The 19,840-nt window shown below is 39.4% G+C and carries 17 protein-coding genes; 4 read left to right on the forward strand and 13 right to left on the reverse strand.

Features of this window, described 5'->3' with window-relative positions; translation table 11 throughout:
• Positions 1–119: 119 nt before the first annotated feature.
• Positions 120–1,094: an endonuclease/exonuclease/phosphatase family protein gene (locus MWU84_RS11340; protein ID WP_246901596.1), complete on the reverse strand. Its 975-nt coding sequence runs from the start codon at positions 1,092–1,094 to the stop codon at positions 120–122.
• 77 nt (positions 1,095–1,171) lie between these two features.
• On the opposite strand from MWU84_RS11340, the gene hflX reads away from it, so the two are divergent.
• Positions 1,172–2,383 (forward strand): GTPase HflX, encoded by a 1,212-nt coding sequence (gene hflX, locus MWU84_RS11345; protein ID WP_246901597.1) that lies wholly within the window; start codon positions 1,172–1,174, stop codon positions 2,381–2,383.
• Positions 2,384–3,092: 709 nt separating this feature from the next.
• On the opposite strand, the gene MWU84_RS11350 is transcribed toward hflX, so the two are convergent.
• The 11 genes from MWU84_RS11350 to MWU84_RS11400 all read right to left on the reverse strand — a co-directional run bounded on the left by MWU84_RS11350 (position 3,093) and on the right by MWU84_RS11400 (position 14,886).
• Positions 3,093–4,025 (reverse strand): DUF3078 domain-containing protein, encoded by a 933-nt coding sequence (locus MWU84_RS11350; RefSeq protein WP_246901598.1) that lies wholly within the window; start codon positions 4,023–4,025, stop codon positions 3,093–3,095.
• 74 nt (positions 4,026–4,099) lie between these two features.
• Positions 4,100–4,603 (reverse strand): DUF2480 family protein, encoded by a 504-nt coding sequence (locus tag MWU84_RS11355; protein WP_246901599.1) that lies wholly within the window; start codon positions 4,601–4,603, stop codon positions 4,100–4,102.
• Positions 4,604–4,695: 92 nt separating this feature from the next.
• A complete protein-coding gene (locus MWU84_RS11360; RefSeq protein WP_093977837.1) occupies positions 4,696–5,028 on the reverse strand; it encodes an SUF system Fe-S cluster assembly protein in 333 nt (110 codons plus the stop codon).
• Positions 5,029–5,091: 63 nt separating this feature from the next.
• Positions 5,092–5,514: a SufE family protein gene (locus MWU84_RS11365; RefSeq protein WP_246901600.1), complete on the reverse strand. Its 423-nt coding sequence runs from the start codon at positions 5,512–5,514 to the stop codon at positions 5,092–5,094.
• Between the two features lie 106 nt (positions 5,515–5,620).
• Positions 5,621–6,847, reverse strand: a complete 1,227-nt coding sequence (locus MWU84_RS11370) for a cysteine desulfurase (RefSeq protein ID WP_246901601.1) — start codon at positions 6,845–6,847, stop codon at positions 5,621–5,623.
• 42 nt (positions 6,848–6,889) lie between these two features.
• Positions 6,890–8,206, reverse strand: coding sequence for a Fe-S cluster assembly protein SufD (gene sufD, locus MWU84_RS11375; RefSeq protein WP_246901602.1), 1,317 nt, complete (start codon positions 8,204–8,206; stop codon positions 6,890–6,892).
• 51 nt (positions 8,207–8,257) lie between these two features.
• On the reverse strand, positions 8,258–8,554 hold the full coding sequence (locus MWU84_RS11380) for a four helix bundle protein (protein WP_348647866.1): 297 nt from the start codon (positions 8,552–8,554) through the stop codon (positions 8,258–8,260).
• Positions 8,555–8,680: 126 nt separating this feature from the next.
• A complete protein-coding gene (gene sufC, locus MWU84_RS11385; protein WP_246901603.1) occupies positions 8,681–9,433 on the reverse strand; it encodes a Fe-S cluster assembly ATPase SufC in 753 nt (250 codons plus the stop codon).
• Positions 9,434–9,581: 148 nt separating this feature from the next.
• Positions 9,582–11,027, reverse strand: a complete 1,446-nt coding sequence (sufB, locus tag MWU84_RS11390; protein ID WP_246901604.1) for a Fe-S cluster assembly protein SufB — start codon at positions 11,025–11,027, stop codon at positions 9,582–9,584.
• 99 nt (positions 11,028–11,126) lie between these two features.
• Positions 11,127–11,456: an iron-sulfur cluster assembly accessory protein gene (locus MWU84_RS11395; protein ID WP_111622857.1), complete on the reverse strand. Its 330-nt coding sequence runs from the start codon at positions 11,454–11,456 to the stop codon at positions 11,127–11,129.
• 499 nt (positions 11,457–11,955) lie between these two features.
• Positions 11,956–14,886 carry a PA14 domain-containing protein gene (locus MWU84_RS11400; RefSeq protein ID WP_246901605.1) on the reverse strand — a complete coding sequence of 977 codons (2,931 nt, stop codon included), beginning with the start codon at positions 14,884–14,886 and terminating at the stop codon, positions 11,956–11,958.
• Positions 14,887–15,212: 326 nt separating this feature from the next.
• On the opposite strand from MWU84_RS11400, the gene MWU84_RS11405 reads away from it, so the two are divergent.
• Together MWU84_RS11405 and thiL are read left to right on the forward strand one after the other, a co-directional pair.
• Positions 15,213–16,667, forward strand: a complete 1,455-nt coding sequence (locus tag MWU84_RS11405) for a Gfo/Idh/MocA family oxidoreductase (protein WP_246901606.1) — start codon at positions 15,213–15,215, stop codon at positions 16,665–16,667.
• Between the two features lie 134 nt (positions 16,668–16,801).
• Entirely contained in the window at positions 16,802–17,845 is a 1,044-nt protein-coding gene (gene thiL / locus MWU84_RS11410) for a thiamine-phosphate kinase (RefSeq protein ID WP_246901607.1), read from the forward strand.
• A gap of 179 nt (positions 17,846–18,024) precedes the next feature.
• On the opposite strand, the gene MWU84_RS11415 is transcribed toward thiL, so the two are convergent.
• Positions 18,025–18,276, reverse strand: a complete 252-nt coding sequence (locus tag MWU84_RS11415) for a hypothetical protein (protein ID WP_246901608.1) — start codon at positions 18,274–18,276, stop codon at positions 18,025–18,027.
• Positions 18,277–18,541: 265 nt separating this feature from the next.
• Between MWU84_RS11415 and brnQ the strand changes: the two genes are divergently transcribed.
• Complete coding sequence (gene brnQ, locus MWU84_RS11420; protein ID WP_246901609.1) at positions 18,542–19,819, forward strand: branched-chain amino acid transport system II carrier protein; 1,278 nt, start codon at positions 18,542–18,544, stop codon at positions 19,817–19,819.
• Positions 19,820–19,840: the final 21 nt, after the last annotated feature.

Below are 19,840 nucleotides of genomic sequence, written 5' to 3' on the forward strand. Positions count from 1 at the left end.
TATACTACAACAAGCAAATATTATCGATTAACGCACCCTTTTATTCGATGAAACGCATGGTTTTGTTGTGAACAGTCAAAAAAACGACATGAAAGCTTAGCTTTTTGGCAAAGAATACTTTAGATATTGTACTTGAACTGTACGTAAACTGGAAAATGATCACTAAATCCACCCATATATCGCCTACCAACATAGGTTCTGCGTGGATTACCTTTGTACTTTCCTTTGAATTCTGTGAGGAAGGTTTCATCAAAAATATTGGCCTCGGCAAAACTATGAGTACCTTTTTCGTAATTAAAAAAGTTATGGGAGACAATAATTTGATCAAATAGAATCCAAGACCTCTTATAGTTGGCACTTCCGCGCACTGGAGATTTTAGTTTCTCCATAGGGTTATGCAAACTATTCCTACTCATCAAAGTCTGTATACTCGCCGATGAAGGGCCATCATTAAAATCCCCCATTACAATATAATTGGGACTTTCAATACTTTCCTCCAACTTCTCCATAAAATCAATAATAGTCTTCGCTGCAGTAATACGTTTATAGTCGGTTTCTACCTCCCCATTCCTTCTGGATGGCCAGTGATTTACAAAAATATGAACCTCCTCCCCATTTAGAATTCCATGTACGTACAAAATATCCCTTGTTGTATCCCGTTGACCTGTAGGATTATATATAATCAAAGGAATGGCTTCCGATTTAATTACTTCAAAGTTATCCCTATTGTAAAGCAAGGCATTATCTATTCCACGCTCATCCGGGGAATCATAATGAACATAATCGTAATTATACCAATTTAAGGGATCTGTAGTCAACAAATCCTGAACTACAGTTCCATTCTCTACCTCCGCAACACCAATTAAAACTGGCGGAAGGCCAGTGGATTCACGCCCAATTTCGCCAATAGTTTTGGCCAATCTTGACAACTTCTTTTGATAACGTTTTGGGGTCCACTTTTTAGATCCATTAGGAGTGAAATCATCATCCAAGGTATTAAAATCATCCTTGGTGTCGAATAAGTTTTCCAGATTATAAAAAGCCACAGTGTGGAGGATATTGACCGATTTCTTCTTAAAAAATGATAATTTCATCCAAAATTTTTAATCGATTGCTAAATTACGAAAATCCCTTGGCAAGTATTGATTAGATTTGTACTTTAAATAAGTATATGCTAGAGAAGAAGACCATAGAATATGAAAAGGCGGTACTCATAGGGGTAATGAACAAGGACCAGAATGAGGAAAAGGTAACCGAATATTTGGACGAACTGGAGTTCCTTACCTATACTGCGGGGGGAGAGGTATGCAAGCGTTTTGTACAGCGCATTGATCTACCCAACCCTAAAACATACATTGGAAGTGGAAAAATGTTGGAAGTCGAGGCCTATGTAAAGAACAATGATATTGGATCTGTAATTTTCGATGATGAACTTACTCCCGGACAACAACGGAACATAGAACGCCAATTGAAATGTAAGATATTGGACCGTACCAGTTTAATACTGGATATTTTTGCCCAAAGGGCACAGACCAGTTATGCCCGTACTCAAGTAGAACTGGCACAATATGAATATTTGCTACCACGACTAACTGGTTTATGGACCCACTTGGAACGCCAAAAAGGGGGTATTGGAATGCGTGGTCCGGGTGAAACCGAGATAGAAACGGATAGGCGTATTGTTCGGGATAGAATTTCGCTCCTAAAGAAAAAACTATTGAAGGTAGATAAACAGATGGAAACCCAAAGGGGCAATCGCGGGGCACTGGTCCGCGTGGCTTTGGTTGGGTATACCAATGTAGGTAAATCTACCCTGATGAATGTAATTAGCAAGAGCGATGTGTTCGCTGAAAACAAACTATTTGCCACCTTGGACACTACGGTAAGGAAAGTGGTTATAGGCAACCTTCCCTTTTTATTGACCGACACTGTAGGATTCATTAGAAAACTGCCCACTCAATTGGTAGAAAGTTTTAAAAGTACTTTGGATGAAGTGCGCGAAGCTGACCTATTGTTGCATGTAGTTGATATTTCCCATCCCAATTTTGAAGAGCATATAGATTCTGTAAACCAAATTCTTACCGAAATAAAAAGTTCGGACAAAAAAACCATAATGGTTTTTAACAAGATAGATCAATACGAACACAAGACTATTGATGACGATGATCTGATTACAGAAAAAACAAACAAACACTTCACTATTGAAGAGTGGAAGAATACCTGGATGCGACGCGTTGGGGATAGGGCCCTATTCATTTCGGCCCTGAACAAGGAGAATTTGGAAGAATTCAGAAAACGTGTTTATGACGAGGTCCGGGACATTCACATAACCAGATTTCCATATAATAACTTTCTATACCCAGAACATTTGGATGAGTATTGAATTAATGCGATATAAGGGATTAATTGCCTATTCCCTTCTTTAATACGCGTGAGAATCCCTCTGAGTCCAGACTTGAAGGCAATGTTCAGTGGTATTCAACAGCGGACAAAACATCCTTGTAAGGAATTATTAACCCCATAATAAAACCAATGGGGAGTAACCATATTGCCGTTTATCGAAGAAAGGATACCGTTGGTTTTTTTCACAACATTATAGGATGCGTTCACAACAAATATTAAGCAGAACTGTCCAATCCTACTATCTTTACATTGTATTTAAGTGATAGTGTTTCACCCCAAATCAAACGCGAAACTTAATTCCAAGTGCTTTTTCCCCAAATCAGCACTTAACCTTAAAGTAACGCTTTAAAATAATAAACCAAATTTTACTGAAAGACCTACTTAACTAAAAAATTGTCCCTCCATAGAGGGGCTTTTTTTTTTGATAAATTTGGTCCTATTTTTGGATTATAATCCCATGAAATTATATTTTCACTATCAACATAAAGACTTACCACATAAAGCCTGCAATTCACAACAAAAATTTATTTGCCGATCAACTTCTCTATACATTAGATGAACAAGCAAAAGACGTTTTATCCTTACAGGATTTAAAATATATATCGCCTAACCAAAATTGACAAATCCTACTTTGCAAAAAAGGCCCTATAAGAGGGCCTTTTCATTTTTTTCACCAATCAATGTCCGTTTTAAAACGAGTAATTTAATCCAAATAGCCAATAAGTCTGTAAATCATTATCTATGGAATCGAAAGTGGGCGTAGGCTCACCCACATCAAGATTGTCAATAGCATAGCTCAGGGCTTCCTGTCTGTTGTTTCTTAGGCCAAATTCGAAGCCTAGACCAATACCTTTCCATAAGGTATACCCAAAGGAGTTGGTCCAGGTCCAATTGGAATAATCCGCACTTTTATAACTCTGAAATAGCGATAGGTTGGTCTTAAAATTAACCTTTCCCAACTTTCTGGTATAGTCCGCCACAATCTTTGCACCCAAAGAAGATTCAAAAACGGTATCACCTGAACTGAAAACGAAGTTGTAGTTCATGGGATGGATAACCACTACTAAATCCGTAATCGGGGTCCAAGTGGCCCCAACCCCAATATCCAAATAGCCTGGATCATTAAAATTATCTATGATGGTAGTTCGATATTCTGCCAAGGTAGAAATAGCAAACTTGTCGCTCAATTTCTGACCGTACAAAGAAGTTATATTAAAAACATCCGTAGCCGAACGAAAACTATCATCATCGGTAGCAATGTCCTTGTCATCAATTTTTACCCACCCCAGATTGATGTTCAAAGAATTCCTCCAGAAAAATTTAGGTTGATTAAGATTGGCAAAGGCATTTGTAGTTATACCTATATTGCCAGCGCTGGAGTTTGGTGCGCCTTTGGCGTACCAATTATTAAATCCGGAAAGACTGGCTCCTATAGTACCAAAAGCACCCTTTTTCCAGCCAGGAATGGCATCTATTTTACCTTGAATGGCATCTACCCTTCCTTGGATGGCCGCAATGGAATCCTTTTTATTTGCTTTTTCAGCTTTCAACTCCTCCAAAGTTTGGGCAACGGAGATGTTCATAGCCAACAGAGCGACTATCGCTAATGCAATCTTTTTCATAATAATTAGTGTTTATATTTATAGTAATGCAAAAATAAGGAATGTTGCACTAACGGAAGGTAGGATACTGACTGCTATTTTGCCTTGAACAGCGGTACCGAAGAACAAGCCTCCCCATACATGACACTTTTGGCTACAGCTTGAATCTTGGTCGTCGCCCACAAATAGGCATTGGCAGGAACAGGTCTATTGGAACAGCCCTTGATGATTACAGGTTTGTCCACAAATTCTGAAACATCCAAATTTTCCAAGATAGATTGATATAAGGAGGATTCCAACATTTCCAAATCACCAATCACAACTTTCTTGGCATATGGCTGAAGTTTAGTGGAAATAAGCATGTAGGCCCAGCCTGGTATAATGGCATCCGTAGAGCAGGTCAATGCCACAAAAGAATCTTGGTAAGTACTCCAGTCGTGATCTTCCAATTGAGCCCGAAAATCCTTTTCCCTAAGTATTAAACCTTCAAACAACCATTCCTTAATATCCATAAGTATTCTATTCCCTTGGGGATAAAAGTCCTCCAAGTTGAAGGTCACCAATTTACTTTGGGAAACACGATTTATAATCTCAGACATAAATACTCAATTTTCCTGCATGGGATTCTTCCCAATGGGTTCAATCCTTTAATAGTTTTACTGACTTTTGGAAGCTGGGTATGCCAATGAGGTTACAACATCCCCAATTCCAATTTGGCCTCTTCGCTCATTAATTCCTGGGTCCAAGGTGGGTCAAAGGTAATTTCTACCTCCACATCTTTTAGTTCATCAATAGATTTAACCTTTTCTTCCACTTCCATAGGCAGAGACTCCGCAACCGGACAGTTCGGGGAGGTCAAAGTCATTAGAATCTTAACTTCATTGTCCTCGTTGACGAAAACATCATAAATTAACCCTAATTCATAGATATCCACAGGTATTTCAGGGTCGTAAATAGTTTTTAGGACCCTTACTATTTTTTCGCCCAATTCCTGAGTGTCTATAGTTTCTATTTCTTCGCTCATTATTTTAAATGTTTATCGCCCGCAAAAAAGGTTTTAAATAAAAATTCCTCAAGGCCGGACAAATTAATTTAATTGTGTTTGGTATGCCACCGCATATAATTTTAATTGCTTTATCATACTAACCAAGCCATTTGCCCTGGTAGGTGATAGATGTTCCTTTAGGCCAATTTCATCAATAAAACTGGTATCTGCGTCTATAATATCCTTAGGTTTTTGGTTGCTGAAGGCCCTGATCAAGATGGCAATGATGCCTTTGGTAATAATGGCATCACTATCGGCAGTAAAAACCAATTTATCGCCTTCCAATTCAGCATGAACCCAAACCTTGCTCTGACAGCCCTTAATTATATTGTCCTCCGTCTTATACTGTTCTTTGATCATTGGCAGCGATTTCCCTAGCTCTATCATATACTCATAACGCTGCATCCAATCCTCGAACATGGAGAATTCATCTACAATTTCTTCCTGTATTTCCTTTATACTCATATCCAAATTTTGTGCCCATTGTAAAATGGTAACAATTCACAGCAAAAATACAACAAGTAATTCTGCTTATCAACAATTTAAAAGATTGAAAACTAACCCAATGAAGTTAAGAAAGCATTGTCTTTGCCCTCCGTACGCTGGCTACCAATATATCCACTTCTTCCTTAGTGTTGTAAAAACTAAAACTCGCCCTCACTGTCCCAGGAATTTTATAAAAATCCATGATGGGTTGGGCACAGTGATGCCCAGTTCTTACGGCTACCCCCAATTTATCCAATATACTGCCAATGTCATAGGGGTGCAACCCTTCAATGTTAAAAGAAATAACAGCAGTCTTTTCCTTTAAATCCCCATAAATTTTTAATCCGTCTATAGCCAAAAGTTCTTTGGTTGCATATTCCAATAACTCGTGTTCGTACTGGGCAATGGCTTCAAATCCGATCGCATTCATATAGTCCAGGGCCGCGCCAAAGGCAATACCACCACATATATTTGGAGTGCCTGCCTCAAACTTATGGGGCAATTCGGCATAAGTGGTTTTTTCAAAACTTACTTCAGCAATCATTTCACCCCCACCTTGGTAAGGTGGTAATTTATTTAACCACTCTTCTTTACCGTATAACATTCCTACTCCGGTAGGCCCACACATTTTATGGGCAGAAACCACATAAAAATCCACATCCAATTTTTGTACATCGGCCTTAATGTGTGGTGCTGCCTGTGCACCATCTATTAAGACTGCAGCCCCCATTTTGTGGGCGGCCTCTATAATTTCCTGAATAGGGTTAACGGTCCCCAAAGCGTTGGATACATGATTACAGAAAACCAATTTGGTACGGTGCGACAACAATTTATGGTATTCCTCCATAATCAATTTGCCCTCCAATCCCATTGGAATTACTTTTAATACAGCTCCTGTACGTTCGCAAAGCATTTGCCAAGGCACAATGTTGGAATGGTGTTCCAGGGCAGAAACAATAATTTCATCCCCTTTTTTTAAGAAAGCGGCAAAACCATTGGCTACTAAATTAATACCATGTGTCGTTCCTGAAGTAAAAATAATTTCATGCCGCTTGGCAGCATTAAAGTGCTTTTGTATTTTCTGTCTTGCCTGTTCGTAAATGTCCGTTGCCTCTTGCGAAAGGGTATGCACCCCTCGGTGGATATTTGCGTTGTATCTACTGTAGTAATCCACAATGGCATCTATTACCTTTTGCGGTGTCTGGGACGTAGCAGCGTTGTCCAGATACACCAAAGGATACCCATTGACTTTTCTATTCAAGATTGGAAAGTCTTTACGTATTGTCAATATATCGAAAACAGTTTGTATCATGATAAAAATTCAATGCCTGGAATTAGAAGGAACATAAACTAATTATAGGTCGAACCCTAAACGAACGCCCAATTTGTTGGCAATAAGCTTGTTGATTCTCACTTTTAGTTCCGGGATCCGTACACTTTCCAAAACGTTGTTGGCGAAGGCGTACATAAGTAAGGCCCTCGCCTCCTTTTTAGGAATCCCCCTGGACTGAAGGTAAAATAAGGCCTCCTCATCCAATTGCCCTATAGTACAGCCGTGGGAACATTTTACATCATCTGCAAAAATCTCCAATTGCGGTTTTGTATTGATGGTGGCCTTATCGCTAACCAAAATATTATTGTTTTGCTGAAATGCATTGGTCTTTTGGGCAATCTTGTCAACAATAATCTTCCCGTTGAAAACCCCGGTGGCATTTTCTCCATAAATACCCTTATAATCCTGATGGCTTTCGCAGTTGGGCTGAATATGGTGCACCAAGGTATGGTGATCCACATGCTGCTTTTCCTCAATAATGGTAACCCCCTTCATGGTAGAATCTATACGTTCCCCATTTTGGTAGAAATTAAGATTGTTACGGGTCAATTTACCCCCAAAAGAAAAAGTATGAACGCTTACAACACTCCCGTCCTTCTGATCAATATAGGTATTATCTATCAGCGAGGCGCTGGTTAAATCGTTTTGAACCTTATAATAATCCACATTGGCATTCTTGGCCGCAAATATCTCGGTTACCGAGTTGGTAAACACTTCATTGGCCGTTAGACTCTGATGGCGTTCTATAATCTGCATTTCCGCATTTTCCTCTGCAATGATCAAATTTCTAGGCTGTAATAATAGCGCAGCTTCATTACCAGTTGAAAAATGAACAATCTCTATAGGCTTTTTCGGAATCTTATTTTTGGGTATATAAATATAAGCTCCCTCCCTGCTAAAAGCCGTATTTAACGAGGTCAAGGAATCATCCTTCGACGCTATTTTGTTGAAATAGACATCTATTATCTGCTTGTACATAGGTTTGTTCAATGCAGAGCTCATTAAACATACATCCACACCATCATGGGTAGTCTCTGACAGAAAGGAACTGTATACCCCATCTACAAAAACAATCTTGAAGGTATCTATTTCATGTAGAAAGTATTTTTTTACATCCCTGTATTCCAACATGCTCTCCTTTTTAGGAAAGATGCTGAAATCTATTTTCTGTAGTGTATTTAAGGAAGTGTATTTCCAGGCCTCCTCCTTTTTGGAAGGAAACCCCTTTGTCTCAAAATTCTTAATGGCCTCCGATCGTATATCGTGTACCGGATGATCTACATCCACACTATTTTCAAAAGCCAAGAATGAGGAAACTAATTTTTCTTTTAAATCCATCTTTTTTGCAAGTTGTAATGTCTAAATGTTAAATGTTCGAAAGTAATAAGTCTAATTATCCAAATACTTGATAAACCCACTTAACATTTTAGATATATTTTCAATTTTTTCCTTTAAAATAATAAACTCATCTTTCTCCAAATATCCTAAATCCAACGCTAAATACAATTGAGATCTTACCTCTCCCGCGGAAGCCTTTGAAATATATAGGAAATGAATAAATTCCCTATTTGTATTTCTTTCAAACCCTTCCGCAATATTGGAACTTATAGATACTGAAGCTCTCCTAATTTGTCTCTTTAAATCAAAATCCTTTTCAAAATCACCCTTATTCGTGTGCTCATAAATTGCTTAATTGAAATCCCTACTTTCTTTCCAAGCATTTATTTCTTCAAACGAATTTATTTTGGCCATCTTTAAAATGCTATCAGAAAGCAATTTTGACTTTTAAACTTTCAACATTGAACATAATAACTAAATAACAGTCTCCTGTTTCAACCAATCATATCCTTTTTCCTCCAGTTCCAATGCGAGGTCCTTGTTACCCGATTTTACAATCTTTCCATTGTGCAATACGTGAACAAAATCCGGTACTATATATTCCAATAAACGTTGATAGTGGGTAATAACTATAACAGCATTGTCCTTACTTTTTAATTTGTTTACTCCATTGGCTACAATACGCAAGGCATCAATATCCAAACCGGAATCCGTTTCATCCAAAATGGCCAATTTGGGCTCCAACATGGCCATTTGAAAAATCTCGTTACGCTTTTTCTCCCCTCCGGAGAATCCTTCGTTCAAGGAGCGTGACAAAAACTTTCTATCAATTTCCAAAAGTTCCGATTTCTCTCGGATCAATTTCAACATATCCTTGGCCGGCATATCTTCCAAGCCCTTCGCTTTTCTGGACTCATTAATGGCCGTTTTCATAAAATTGGTCACAGATACACCCGGGATTTCCACAGGATATTGAAAAGATAGAAATACACCCTTATGCGCCCTATCTTCAGGGGAGGTATCCTCCAAATTTTCACCTTCCAAAAACACCTCTCCTTCGGTAACTTCAAATTCTTCCTTCCCGGCAATTACAGCTGCCAAAGTACTTTTCCCTGAACCATTAGGTCCCATTATAGCATGTACCTCTCCAGCATTGACCGTTAGGTTTATTCCCTTTAAAATCTCCTTATCTTCTACACTAGCGTGTAAGTTGTTAATTTTCAGCATTGTTCTTAATTCTAATTATTTTAAATAATATGGTGCCTTGGGCATTTTATTAATATCTTCTCTTTAAGTTTTTAGCACTTATAATGGTAAAGACATTTCCTAAAGACTTCTTATTATTATAAATGCCAGCCTTTAGTAATTATTTTGTTTATCCTACAGATCCCTCTAAACTTATTTCCAATAACTTTTGGGCTTCCACCGCAAATTCCATTGGCAATTTATTCAGTACTTCCTTGCTAAAACCGTTTACGATCAAGGCAATTGCCTTTTCTGTATCTATCCCTCGCTGATTGCAATAAAATATTTGATCCTCCCCAATTTTACTGGTAGTGGCCTCATGTTCAATTTGTGCGGATTTGTTCTTCACTTCTATATAAGGAAAGGTATGTGCCCCACATTCGTTCCCCATAAGTAAGGAATCACATTGGGAGAAGTTCCTGGCATTATCTGCCCTACTGTTTACCTGCACCAATCCGCGGTAACTGTTTTGGGATTTACCTGCCGAGATACCTTTGGATATAATAGTACTCTTTGTATTCTTCCCTAAATGGACCATTTTGGTACCTGTGTCAGCTTGTTGAAAATTATTGGTTACGGCTATAGAATAGAATTCTCCAATAGAATTGTCCCCTTTCAGGATACAGGATGGGTATTTCCAAGTGACTGCCGAACCAGTTTCTACCTGTGTCCAAGATATTTTGGCATTCTTCTCGCACAATCCTCTTTTGGTAACAAAATTAAAAACGCCACCTTGACCGTCCTTGTTTCCAGGGAACCAATTTTGAACGGTTGAATATTTAATTTCGGCATCATCCAAAGCAATCAACTCTACCACAGCGGCATGTAATTGATTTTCGTCACGCGATGGTGCGGTACATCCTTCCAAATAACTCACATAACTACCTTCATCAGCAATAACCAGGGTTCTCTCAAACTGACCCGTACCGGCCTGATTGATTCTAAAATAAGTGGAAAGTTCCATAGGGCATCGTACGCCTTTTGGGATATAACAGAATGACCCATCGGAAAAGACCGCCGAGTTCAGGGCTGCATAAAAATTGTCCTTTTGCGGGACTACAGAACCTATATATTTTTTAACCAGTTCAGGATGTTCCTTAATGGCCTCCGAAATAGAACAAAATATGATTCCCTTTTCTGCAAGTGTCTTCTTAAAGGTGGTAGCGACAGATACCGAATCCATTACGATATCTACAGCAACCCCGGCCAGCTTCTTCTGTTCGTCCAAAGAAATCCCCAATTTTTTGAAGGTGTCCAATAATTCCGGATCTACCTCGTCCAAACTTTCGTATTTGGGCTTTTTATTGGGGGCGGAATAATAGGAAATAGCCTGAAAATCAGGTTTTTTATACTTAACATTTGCCCATTCGGGCTCCACCATTTCCTTCCAGATTTTAAAGGATTCCAATCTCCATAAGGTCATCCATTCGGGTTCTTCCTTCTTTTTGGAAATAGCAATCACTATTTCCTCATTTAAACCATTGGGAAACGTATCCGATTCTATATCTGTGTAGAAACCATATTCATACTCTTTGGTCTCCAGTTCTTTCTTTAATTCTTCCTCTGTATATGCCATTCTTCCTAATTTAACAATTGTTCAATGTAACAATTGGTGAATTACTTATCATCTCCAATGCACGCATTGGTACATTTTCACTTTTTGGTTATTATTACTTTATAGAGAAAAACTCTCTCCACACCCGCAAGTCCTTTGGGCATTTGGATTATTAAAAACAAATCCTTTGCCATTAAGTCCCCCGGAATATTCCAAAACGGTTCCTACTAGATAAAGAAAACTTTTTTTATCCACAACGATACGCACCGCATTGTCCTCAAAAATTTTATCGGTTTCTGTGGTCTTTTTATCAAAATCGAGTTCATAGGACAATCCACTGCAACCCCCGCTTTTTACACCTACCCGCACGTAATCTTTGCTGGCATCAAAGCCTCCCTCGGCCATGAGGGCCATTACCCTCTGCTTAGCTGTTTCAGATACTTTAATCATTCTTAATTGGATTTAATCTAAATAGTTTACAAATATACTACATAAGTAGGGTTTTACCATATTTCCTAACATTAATATAACGAATAGTCAAATCAAAAATCCTTATAACCGAAAAGATAGGGGAATGGGATACTTTATCCAAGCATTTGCCCGAGGGAACCTCGACTTTGAACTTATACCTTTCACCCACTTCAAAACCTAAAAACACCTTAAAAATAATTGTAGTATCCCAGAAAAAATAAATGGTAATATCAATAATAGTTCACCTCTAAACTAGATATCGCCATAACATAGATTTTGGATACATCATGTCCAAAATACGGCAATTGTAGAGTTCTTGGTACCCACCAAATATTCCAATTTGAAGTCCCAATAATTATTATTCACAACACAGCCCGTTCCACAAAAAGCGAAGCCAAATCAAGGTGTCCCTGCGCCTTCATATCATTCCTTTGGTCAGTAGAGAATTACATAATTACATGGCATTCCACAAAAATCACTACTTCTTCAATCCTGGGTTGTCAATCGGCATTTTGGTCATGGTATACCAGGTTTCCGTTGACCATAAGTGGGCATCATTTTCACTTTTAAAGGGCTTTAGAATGTGTATGTAGATCACCTTGTTTTCTTGAATACCATCAATCTCCAAAAATACTTTTTTCCTATCTTCAGATAGTTTCACCGATTTGATCTTAAGTTCTTCCTCTCCCAATTTTGGACCTCCATAATCCTCTGTAGCCTCATAATAGAATTGTTGCGCCTCAAAAGCATCGGCATTCACCAAATCATCAGAAGCTATCGGCTCGGTAAATTCAATTTCCATACCCCTGCTTTTAGCCCTTACCGCCAGCATTTCAAAAGTGGATTTTTCATTGTATTTAAATCGATGCAAGGCATACCATAGTCGCCCTTCATGCCTCCAATTGCCACCGGATCCAACCCCGCCGGCATATAGATCGCCATCAGGACCCCAGACCGTCCTATTTATTCCGGCATCCAATCCTTGAATAAAACGGAATACAGCACCCTGCTTAACACCATCGACCTCATCTATAAATACGCGTTTTATGCCACCATGGGTAACATCGCCATGAATCATTTGATCCTTATAAGGTCCGATATTCAAAATGGCAGGTTGACTTGGGGAATTGCTAATTTCGCCATGTGGAAGCCATACCAATGGGGGATCTTCCTTATAATCCTTAACCCGCTCCCAATCCGCATGTTTAAAGCCATAAAATTTACCATTTTCCACACGTACAATTTTACTTGTTGGTATCCAATTGCCCTGGTTATCGGCCACATAAAGTGCCCCATCAGGTCCTTCTGCAATACCATTGGGGGTTCTAAAGCCTTCGGCTATAACCTCAACTTCACTTCCGTCCTTGCTAATTCTTACTACCTTTCCCCTGTCCCTTACTTCTTTAAATTCCGAACCTAAGTCCGTTGCCAAAGTGGCATAAAAACCACCCTCCTTATATACCAATCCAAAGGCAAATTCATGATAATGTGAGGTAACGTTCCAGGAGTCACAAACTTTTTGATACTCATCTATTATCTCGTCACCATCGGTATCGATCAATTTGGTAAGCTCCTGTTTTTGCAACACATACAATTCCCCATCTACCATTTTAATTCCCAAAGGCTCGGCCAATCCCTTGGCTATTTGTTTTACTTCTATAGATTCAGGGTCTTCGGTATTATAGTTTTTCAAAATGTACACAGAGCCGGAGGCGTCCCAGGTACAGATGACCATTTTGTCTTCATCAATAAAGTCTATACCGCCTATCCTTGGATGAAATTCCGAGGGCTTGGCCTGAAACATGTCGAAAGACGGGTGCACCGCATTGAGTGGCATTTGATCTCCAGGCACGGTGCTGGATCGTTTTGATTCATAGGGCGTTAGTTTTCTAAACGCACTGGTATCGTGATAAAATACGGAATCCGGGACCACAGTAAACTGCTCGCCATCATCGGACCATTGAAGCGAAAGACCATAACCTCCGCCACCTTGTTGAAATTGCAGCAAAAATTCATTCCATCCCTTTTCCAAAACTGCCAATGCGTTTACGGCCTCAGCACCGTGATCACCTCTATTATCAATTATTTCGGAACCATTAAGCTTCAATACCGAACCATCATCACTAATTAGTCTAAATGTTTTGTTGGCCTTTTTATCTGATTTTATAAACCCTTTAAACTCCATATAGAAATGTTCGGTTATTTCTCCCAACACCCCGGAGGTAGGTAAATGAATAGCAGGAGCAATTCCGTTTAATATTGGTAAGGTGTTTTTGGTCAGTTCTTCATACAGATCCCCACTGTCATTTACCAAATAAAAACTTACCGCCGCCCCGGCCTGTTTCTCCCTTTTATCGCCACTCCTTCGATCCACATTATCCAGGCCAAAAGTGACATCCGGTGTGTTTAACGCGATATCCACACTTCTTTCCTGGGGTTCTGGCTCACCATCCAGAGACAAAATATAATAGGTCATATTCTGTGCTTCGGACCTTGGTATATCAGGATGGGCAGACATGGCGGTAGTGCCCCAATTTCCAGTTCCGCCCAATCTAATTTTGTCCGCCAGGGCATCAATGCTGGCCCAAGTAAAAGGATACCTACCAGCAATGGAATCATATGCTGGGCCAACCAGGTTTTCATTTTGAAGATGACAGGCACTGCAATCGCTACTTTCAACTATCTTCTTTCCACCGGCGATCATTCCGGTATCATCCGTAATTGGAACTTTCCAATCTGTCGGAACAGGATTAAAATACGTCTTAACCACCGCATTTTTGGCAAGCTCCAAACCGCTGTTTTGATCCTCCCTTTTTGCCCCTTTAAGGACTTCCTTGAATATCAATTCCTTGTCAACACCATAATTTAATACCGGCACCAATTCATTGGACGAACCTTCAAGAATAGCAAAGGTCCTTACCAATCCTGAACGGCCTTCTTCAAGGGCATACTCGGGAATTTCACGAAGCTTAACCGATTTTCCAGTTTTTGATATTAATTCGATGTCAATCCCCACTTGACCCTTGATCATGGAATAGCCCAAATAATTGATTATTGGAATTTCCAACCCCTTTTCGCCTTTTAGCCTCCATTGGGTTTGCTGGGAATCATCCTGCATATAGGCAAAACCAAAACTTGATGGCTGAATGCCATGGGCCGTAGTATATACTGCTCCCTCGTAATTAACCCCGCCTTGCCATACTTTGTACAAACTTCCTGTTTGCAGATCGTAGCAGGTATACAAATCTTTATTCAGGGCAACTGTCAACATCCTCGGCTGTTTATCCATGACCGATCTAAACACCCATGTATCAATTGGTCGATCATAGTTCACTTTAGGCTCACATGAGAAATTAACAATTATCAAAAACACAATAATGGGAAGACGGGAGAGCTTGGTATATTTCATTTTTTAGCTATATGTAGACTACTAAGTAAATAAGAGTACAAGATATAATAAGTTTGTTAATAATTTGACACTTGCTTAAACGATTAAAACCCAAAGTTAATTCATTTCATCGAAAGTGGTGGCGCTTACCACTATGATTGACTTTAGCAATAATAAATTGCCCATCTAAATCCACGAAAAACCTTCAGCTATAAAATAGTTTTAAGGTAAAAATTGATGATTTAACAAAATATGCAGAAAATTTATTAAAATATCCTTATGCTGATTACAAAAATTTAATTTAAATTCAAATCCATTTTAAAAAAATAGTAAAACTTTCAAAAATTATGTCCAAAAAAAAGACCGCATTTAGTAACAATTCGCGAAGAGATTTTATTAAAGGCACCGGCTTGGCAACTGCCGGATTTATGATTGTTCCAAGACACGTCTTGGGAGGGCCAGGTTATGTTGCCCCTAGCGACAAACTAAATATTGCCGGTATAGGTGCCGGTGGTAAAGGTAGAAGTGATATTTCATCCTTTGCAGAAAGTCCCAACGTTAATATTGTAGGGCTTTGTGATGTTGATGACAGACAGGCCGTTGAGTCCAGAAAATCCTTCCCAAAGGCTAAATACTATGCCGACTTTAGAAAAATGTTGGAAAATGAGAAGGACAATATTGATGCCGTGTCGGTATCAACTCCAGATCACAATCATGCCGTTGCCGCCTATATGGCCATGTCCATGGGCAAGCACGTTTACGTCCAAAAACCCCTAACACATGATATTTGGGAGGCAAGAATGCTTACCGAAGCTGCAAAAAAATTCAAGGTAGTTACCCAAATGGGCAACCAAGGTGGCTCTGGTGATGGGGTTCGAAAAATGAAAGAACTATATGACACAGGTATTATAGGTGATGTTCATACTGTAAAATGCTGGACCAATAGGGCCATTTGGCCACAAGCCTTACAGACCCCAACCAAAAAAGACAAAATACCAAAAGGATTAAATTGGGACCTTTGGCTGGGAACTGCTGAAATGCGCGATTATAACGATGCGTACCTTCCTTTTGATTGGAGGGGCTGGTCCGATTTTGGCACAGGTGCATTAGGTGACATGGCCTGCCATATTATGGACCCTGTATATAGAATACTTCCAATACTTTACCCAAACCAAGTTGAGTGTAGCGTTTCGGATTCTTTTAAAGGTAAATTTGAAACTGCAGATTATCCAAAGAGTTTCCCGAATTCCAGTAAAATACACTTGAGCTATCCAAGAACCGATGGTAAGGGTAATGTAAAAGTTACATGGATGGACGGTGGACTTCTTCCTGAAAGACCTGATGAAATGGGCGATGACGAAGCTTTGGGCAACTGGGATGGTGGAGTACTATTTATTGGTACAAAAGGTAAATTATTGGCCGATTGTTATGGCGCCAATCCAAGATTGCTTCCATTGTCGTTAAACGAACAATTTGAAGTAGCAGAAACCATTACCAGGGTTCCGGAAGGTCATTACCTACAATGGGTAAATGCCTGTATAGCAGGTTATGGCAATGCCGAAACCAGTTCTTCATTCGATTATGCCGGTCCGTTTACGGAGAGTATCCTTATTGGCAACCTAGCACTTAAGGCCTATTTTGAAGTAGACCCTAATGCCGATCAGAGCAGTTTCTGGGGAGGTTCAAAATACAACGGAAGAAAACGCTTGTTGTGGGATGCAGAAAATATGAGGGTTACCAATTTTGAAGCTGCCAACAAATATGTAAAACGTAACTATAGAGCCGGATATTCTTTGGGATAGACCACTTAGTTATAACTTGAACAAATAACGCCAGACCGGTTAAGTATACCATAAATACTTATTCGAGTCTGGCGTTCTCATGGTTATTTGATCCAAAATGGGAATATAATGGATTTACTACTTATTTTTGCAGCATGATAGAAGACAAGAATCAAGAAAAGACGGGACTGGATCAATTGGGAGAGTTTGAATTGATAAAACATCTTACCAAGAATTTCACCTTACAAAATACTTCCACTATAAAAGGTATAGGCGATGATGCCGCAGTTTTGGATTTTAAGGACAAAAAAGCTGTAATATCTACTGATCTATTGGTTGAGGGTGTACATTTCGACCTCAGCTTTATGCCCCTTAAACATTTAGGCTATAAGTCGGTCATGGTAAATTTGTCCGACATATATGCCATGAACGCCACGGCCACCCAAATAACCGTTTCCATTGCCGTTTCCAATAGATTTCCTTTAGAAGCTCTTGAAGAATTTTACAGTGGGGTTGCCCTGGCCTGTGAAATCTACAAGGTAGACCTAGTAGGTGGTGATACCACTTCCTCTACCAAAGGTATGTTGATCAGTGTTACCGCTATAGGTGAAGCCAAGGAAGAAAACCTAGTTTACAGAAGTGGTGCCAAACCCAACGATCTTCTAGTGGTTTCCGGCGATTTGGGCGGAGCTTATTGTGGTTTGCAAGTGTTGGAAAGGGAAAAGGAAGTGTTCAAGGTAAATCCTAACAATCAACCAGATCTATCGCCCTACACCTATATTGTGGAACGCCAATTAAAGCCCGAAGCCCGAAGGGATATTAAAGGCCTGCTGGAAAACCTGGAGATCCTTCCTACCGCTATGATCGACATTAGTGACGGACTTTCCTCTGAAATTTTGCATATATGTGATAAAAGCGAAGTTGGCTGCAATTTATTCGAGGATAAAATTCCGTTGGACCCCACAGTTATCTCTGCCTGTGAAGAATTTAAAATAGACAGTACCTTAGTGGCCCTTAGTGGCGGGGAGGATTACGAACTATTGTTTACTATAGACCAAAAGGATTTTCCAAAAATAAAAGGGAATCCACATTTTACGGTAATAGGACATATGACCGATAAGAATGAAGGCGTTCATTTGGTTTCTAGGAGCAATACTAAAATTCCTATTACTGCACAGGGTTGGAATTCTTTTTCATAAAACAAAGGGTGCAAATTGGGATATCTAGAAAAAAAGAATTCCCGAAAATCCAGGACGGTCCTTACTTAACTGTCATGGGGCGCAGGACAGCCAAGAATATGGGCGTTCTTTTAATTTACGGGAATAACTTCAAAAACTCCGATACCGCTTAAGGTCGGAATTTAGTTGCCAAGCATGGTTTAAGCTACCTGTTGGGTAGCCCTATGTCTTTTCTGATAAATATCTTGTAAGGTATTGTTTATATCCTGCAATTCTGGAGTTAAGTTCGAGAGATTTCCTCTAACATCCGTAGTTACTTCCTTATTGCAATGAACACATTTGTATTCCTTGATATGTGATGTAACCTTTTTGGATACTATATAGTGGTGTCCAAAGATGCTGCAGCAAATGGCGCTGAATTTTGTTCCATAATCTGTGATTACTTTCTTCATAATGCAGGTTTTTTAGGTGGCATTGGTAAGGCTTAGGGAACCGTAAAATGCAAAGATTAAACTTTATGTTAATTGGAGAAAGCACTTATTAAATGACTTTCAGATAATTAACGCCAACACAAGTCGTTTTATTGGGTGATAACTGTTTTTTTTGCGTTTTTTTAAAGTAAAATTTAATTTTTTCGACCAACTGCACTTATTGAGCGTTTATATACCCAATTAAACTAAATGGTTTTTAAACTATCTTTCGCCCAAAATTGCGATAATGCCTAAAACAAAGGAAACACTGGTTACCTCTTTTGCGTTGTTCTCATTGTTTTTTGGTGCTGGGAATTTAATCCTGCCCCCACTGCTGGGATTTCAGACTGGAAATTATTGGTGGCTGGTGGCTCTGGGGTTTGCCATGTCTGCGGTCCTGGTACCCATATTGGGAATTTTTGCCCATGCCAAATTACAGGGCACCATTTACGACTTTGGGAAAAAGGTCTCCCCTAAGTTTAGTCTAATCTATTCTTTATTGATCTATGCCATTTCCATAAGCTTGCCCTCTCCACGTACAGCTTCCGTTACCCATGAAATAGCGGTGCAACCCTTCTTTGATACTTCTGCCCTTCTTACTAGCATCCTATATTTTTCCATGGTTTTTATCTTCGTATTAAATCGATCTAAAATATTGGATATACTGGGTAAATCACTAACACCCGCCATCATCTTAATTTTGGTTTTCATAATCGTTGCAAGCTTGTTTACGCTCGACTTGAATTTTGGAAACACCGAAATAACCAGCCCGTTCAGCGATGGCGTTTTAGAAGGATATCAAACATTTGATGCGATTGGTGCCGTGGTAGTGGGTGGAGTAATCATTGTCTCCATCAACCTAAAATCCAAAGCATCCTATAAAGATAAAAAAGTTTTGGTCCGCAATGCCGGCTGGCTGGCCGGCTTAAGCCTATTTATAATTTACACCGGCCTTATCCTTACTGGAGCCTTGAACCATTCCAATTTTGAATTGAACATCAGCAGAATAGAATTGCTTACCGGAATTAGTAAACAGAGCCTAGGCAATAACGCCAATATTTTCCTTAGCATATTAGTAAGTCTTGCCTGTTTCACCACCGCCGTAGGCATTGTTACAGGAACAGCTGATTTTATAAAGGACCAACTCCCCAAATATAATCAAGCCTACCTGCTAACGGCTATCATGGGATGCCTTCTTGGGATTGTTATGGGGCAGTTTAATGTGGCCTATATTATCACGGTGGCCTTTCCTGCACTAATGTTTATTTACCCCATTACCATTATATTGATATTATTGAATGTAATGCCAGAAAAATGGGCCTCACCAATGGTGTTTAAGGCGGTGGTAATCACTACAGTCATTTTTAGTATCCCAGATTTTTTGGGCAGTTTGGGAAACTTGGCCCCTAAAAAGGAAGTTTTTGACTGGATACCTTTTAGTGCCTACCAGTTGGGCTGGGTATTGCCAGCTTTGTTGGCATTTGTGATTTCGAATGTAGTAGAAAAAAGTGAGTTAGTTGGATAATAAAAAGAGCTGGCAGAACCA

Origin of the sequence: Arenibacter sp. F20364 (assembly GCF_023015905.1) — a bacterium.
Classification (GTDB): domain Bacteria; phylum Bacteroidota; class Bacteroidia; order Flavobacteriales; family Flavobacteriaceae; genus Arenibacter.

Excerpts from the sequence above, each read along its gene's own strand:
- MWU84_RS11400 (WP_246901605.1), bottom strand. The coding sequence starts at position 14,886 with ATGAAATATACCAAGCTCTCCCGTCTTCCCATTATTGTGTTTTTGATA.
- brnQ (WP_246901609.1), top strand. The coding sequence starts at position 18,542 with ATGCCTAAAACAAAGGAAACACTGGTTACCTCTTTTGCGTTGTTCTCA.
- MWU84_RS11360 (WP_093977837.1), bottom strand. The coding sequence starts at position 5,028 with ATGAGCGAAGAAATAGAAACTATAGACACTCAGGAATTGGGCGAAAAA.
- sufD (WP_246901602.1), bottom strand. The coding sequence starts at position 8,206 with ATGGATTTAAAAGAAAAATTAGTTTCCTCATTCTTGGCTTTTGAAAAT.
- MWU84_RS11340 (WP_246901596.1), bottom strand. The coding sequence starts at position 1,094 with ATGAAATTATCATTTTTTAAGAAGAAATCGGTCAATATCCTCCACACT.
- sufB (WP_246901604.1), bottom strand. The coding sequence starts at position 11,027 with ATGGCATATACAGAGGAAGAATTAAAGAAAGAACTGGAGACCAAAGAG.
- hflX (WP_246901597.1), top strand. The coding sequence starts at position 1,172 with ATGCTAGAGAAGAAGACCATAGAATATGAAAAGGCGGTACTCATAGGG.
- MWU84_RS11365 (WP_246901600.1), bottom strand. The coding sequence starts at position 5,514 with ATGAGTATAAAGGAAATACAGGAAGAAATTGTAGATGAATTCTCCATG.
- thiL (WP_246901607.1), top strand. The coding sequence starts at position 16,802 with ATGATAGAAGACAAGAATCAAGAAAAGACGGGACTGGATCAATTGGGA.
- MWU84_RS11355 (WP_246901599.1), bottom strand. The coding sequence starts at position 4,603 with ATGTCTGAGATTATAAATCGTGTTTCCCAAAGTAAATTGGTGACCTTC.
- MWU84_RS11350 (WP_246901598.1), bottom strand. The coding sequence starts at position 4,025 with ATGAAAAAGATTGCATTAGCGATAGTCGCTCTGTTGGCTATGAACATC.
- MWU84_RS11415 (WP_246901608.1), bottom strand. The coding sequence starts at position 18,276 with ATGAAGAAAGTAATCACAGATTATGGAACAAAATTCAGCGCCATTTGC.
- MWU84_RS11395 (WP_111622857.1), bottom strand. The coding sequence starts at position 11,456 with ATGATTAAAGTATCTGAAACAGCTAAGCAGAGGGTAATGGCCCTCATG.
- MWU84_RS11405 (WP_246901606.1), top strand. The coding sequence starts at position 15,213 with ATGTCCAAAAAAAAGACCGCATTTAGTAACAATTCGCGAAGAGATTTT.
- MWU84_RS11370 (WP_246901601.1), bottom strand. The coding sequence starts at position 6,847 with ATGATACAAACTGTTTTCGATATATTGACAATACGTAAAGACTTTCCA.
- sufC (WP_246901603.1), bottom strand. The coding sequence starts at position 9,433 with ATGCTGAAAATTAACAACTTACACGCTAGTGTAGAAGATAAGGAGATT.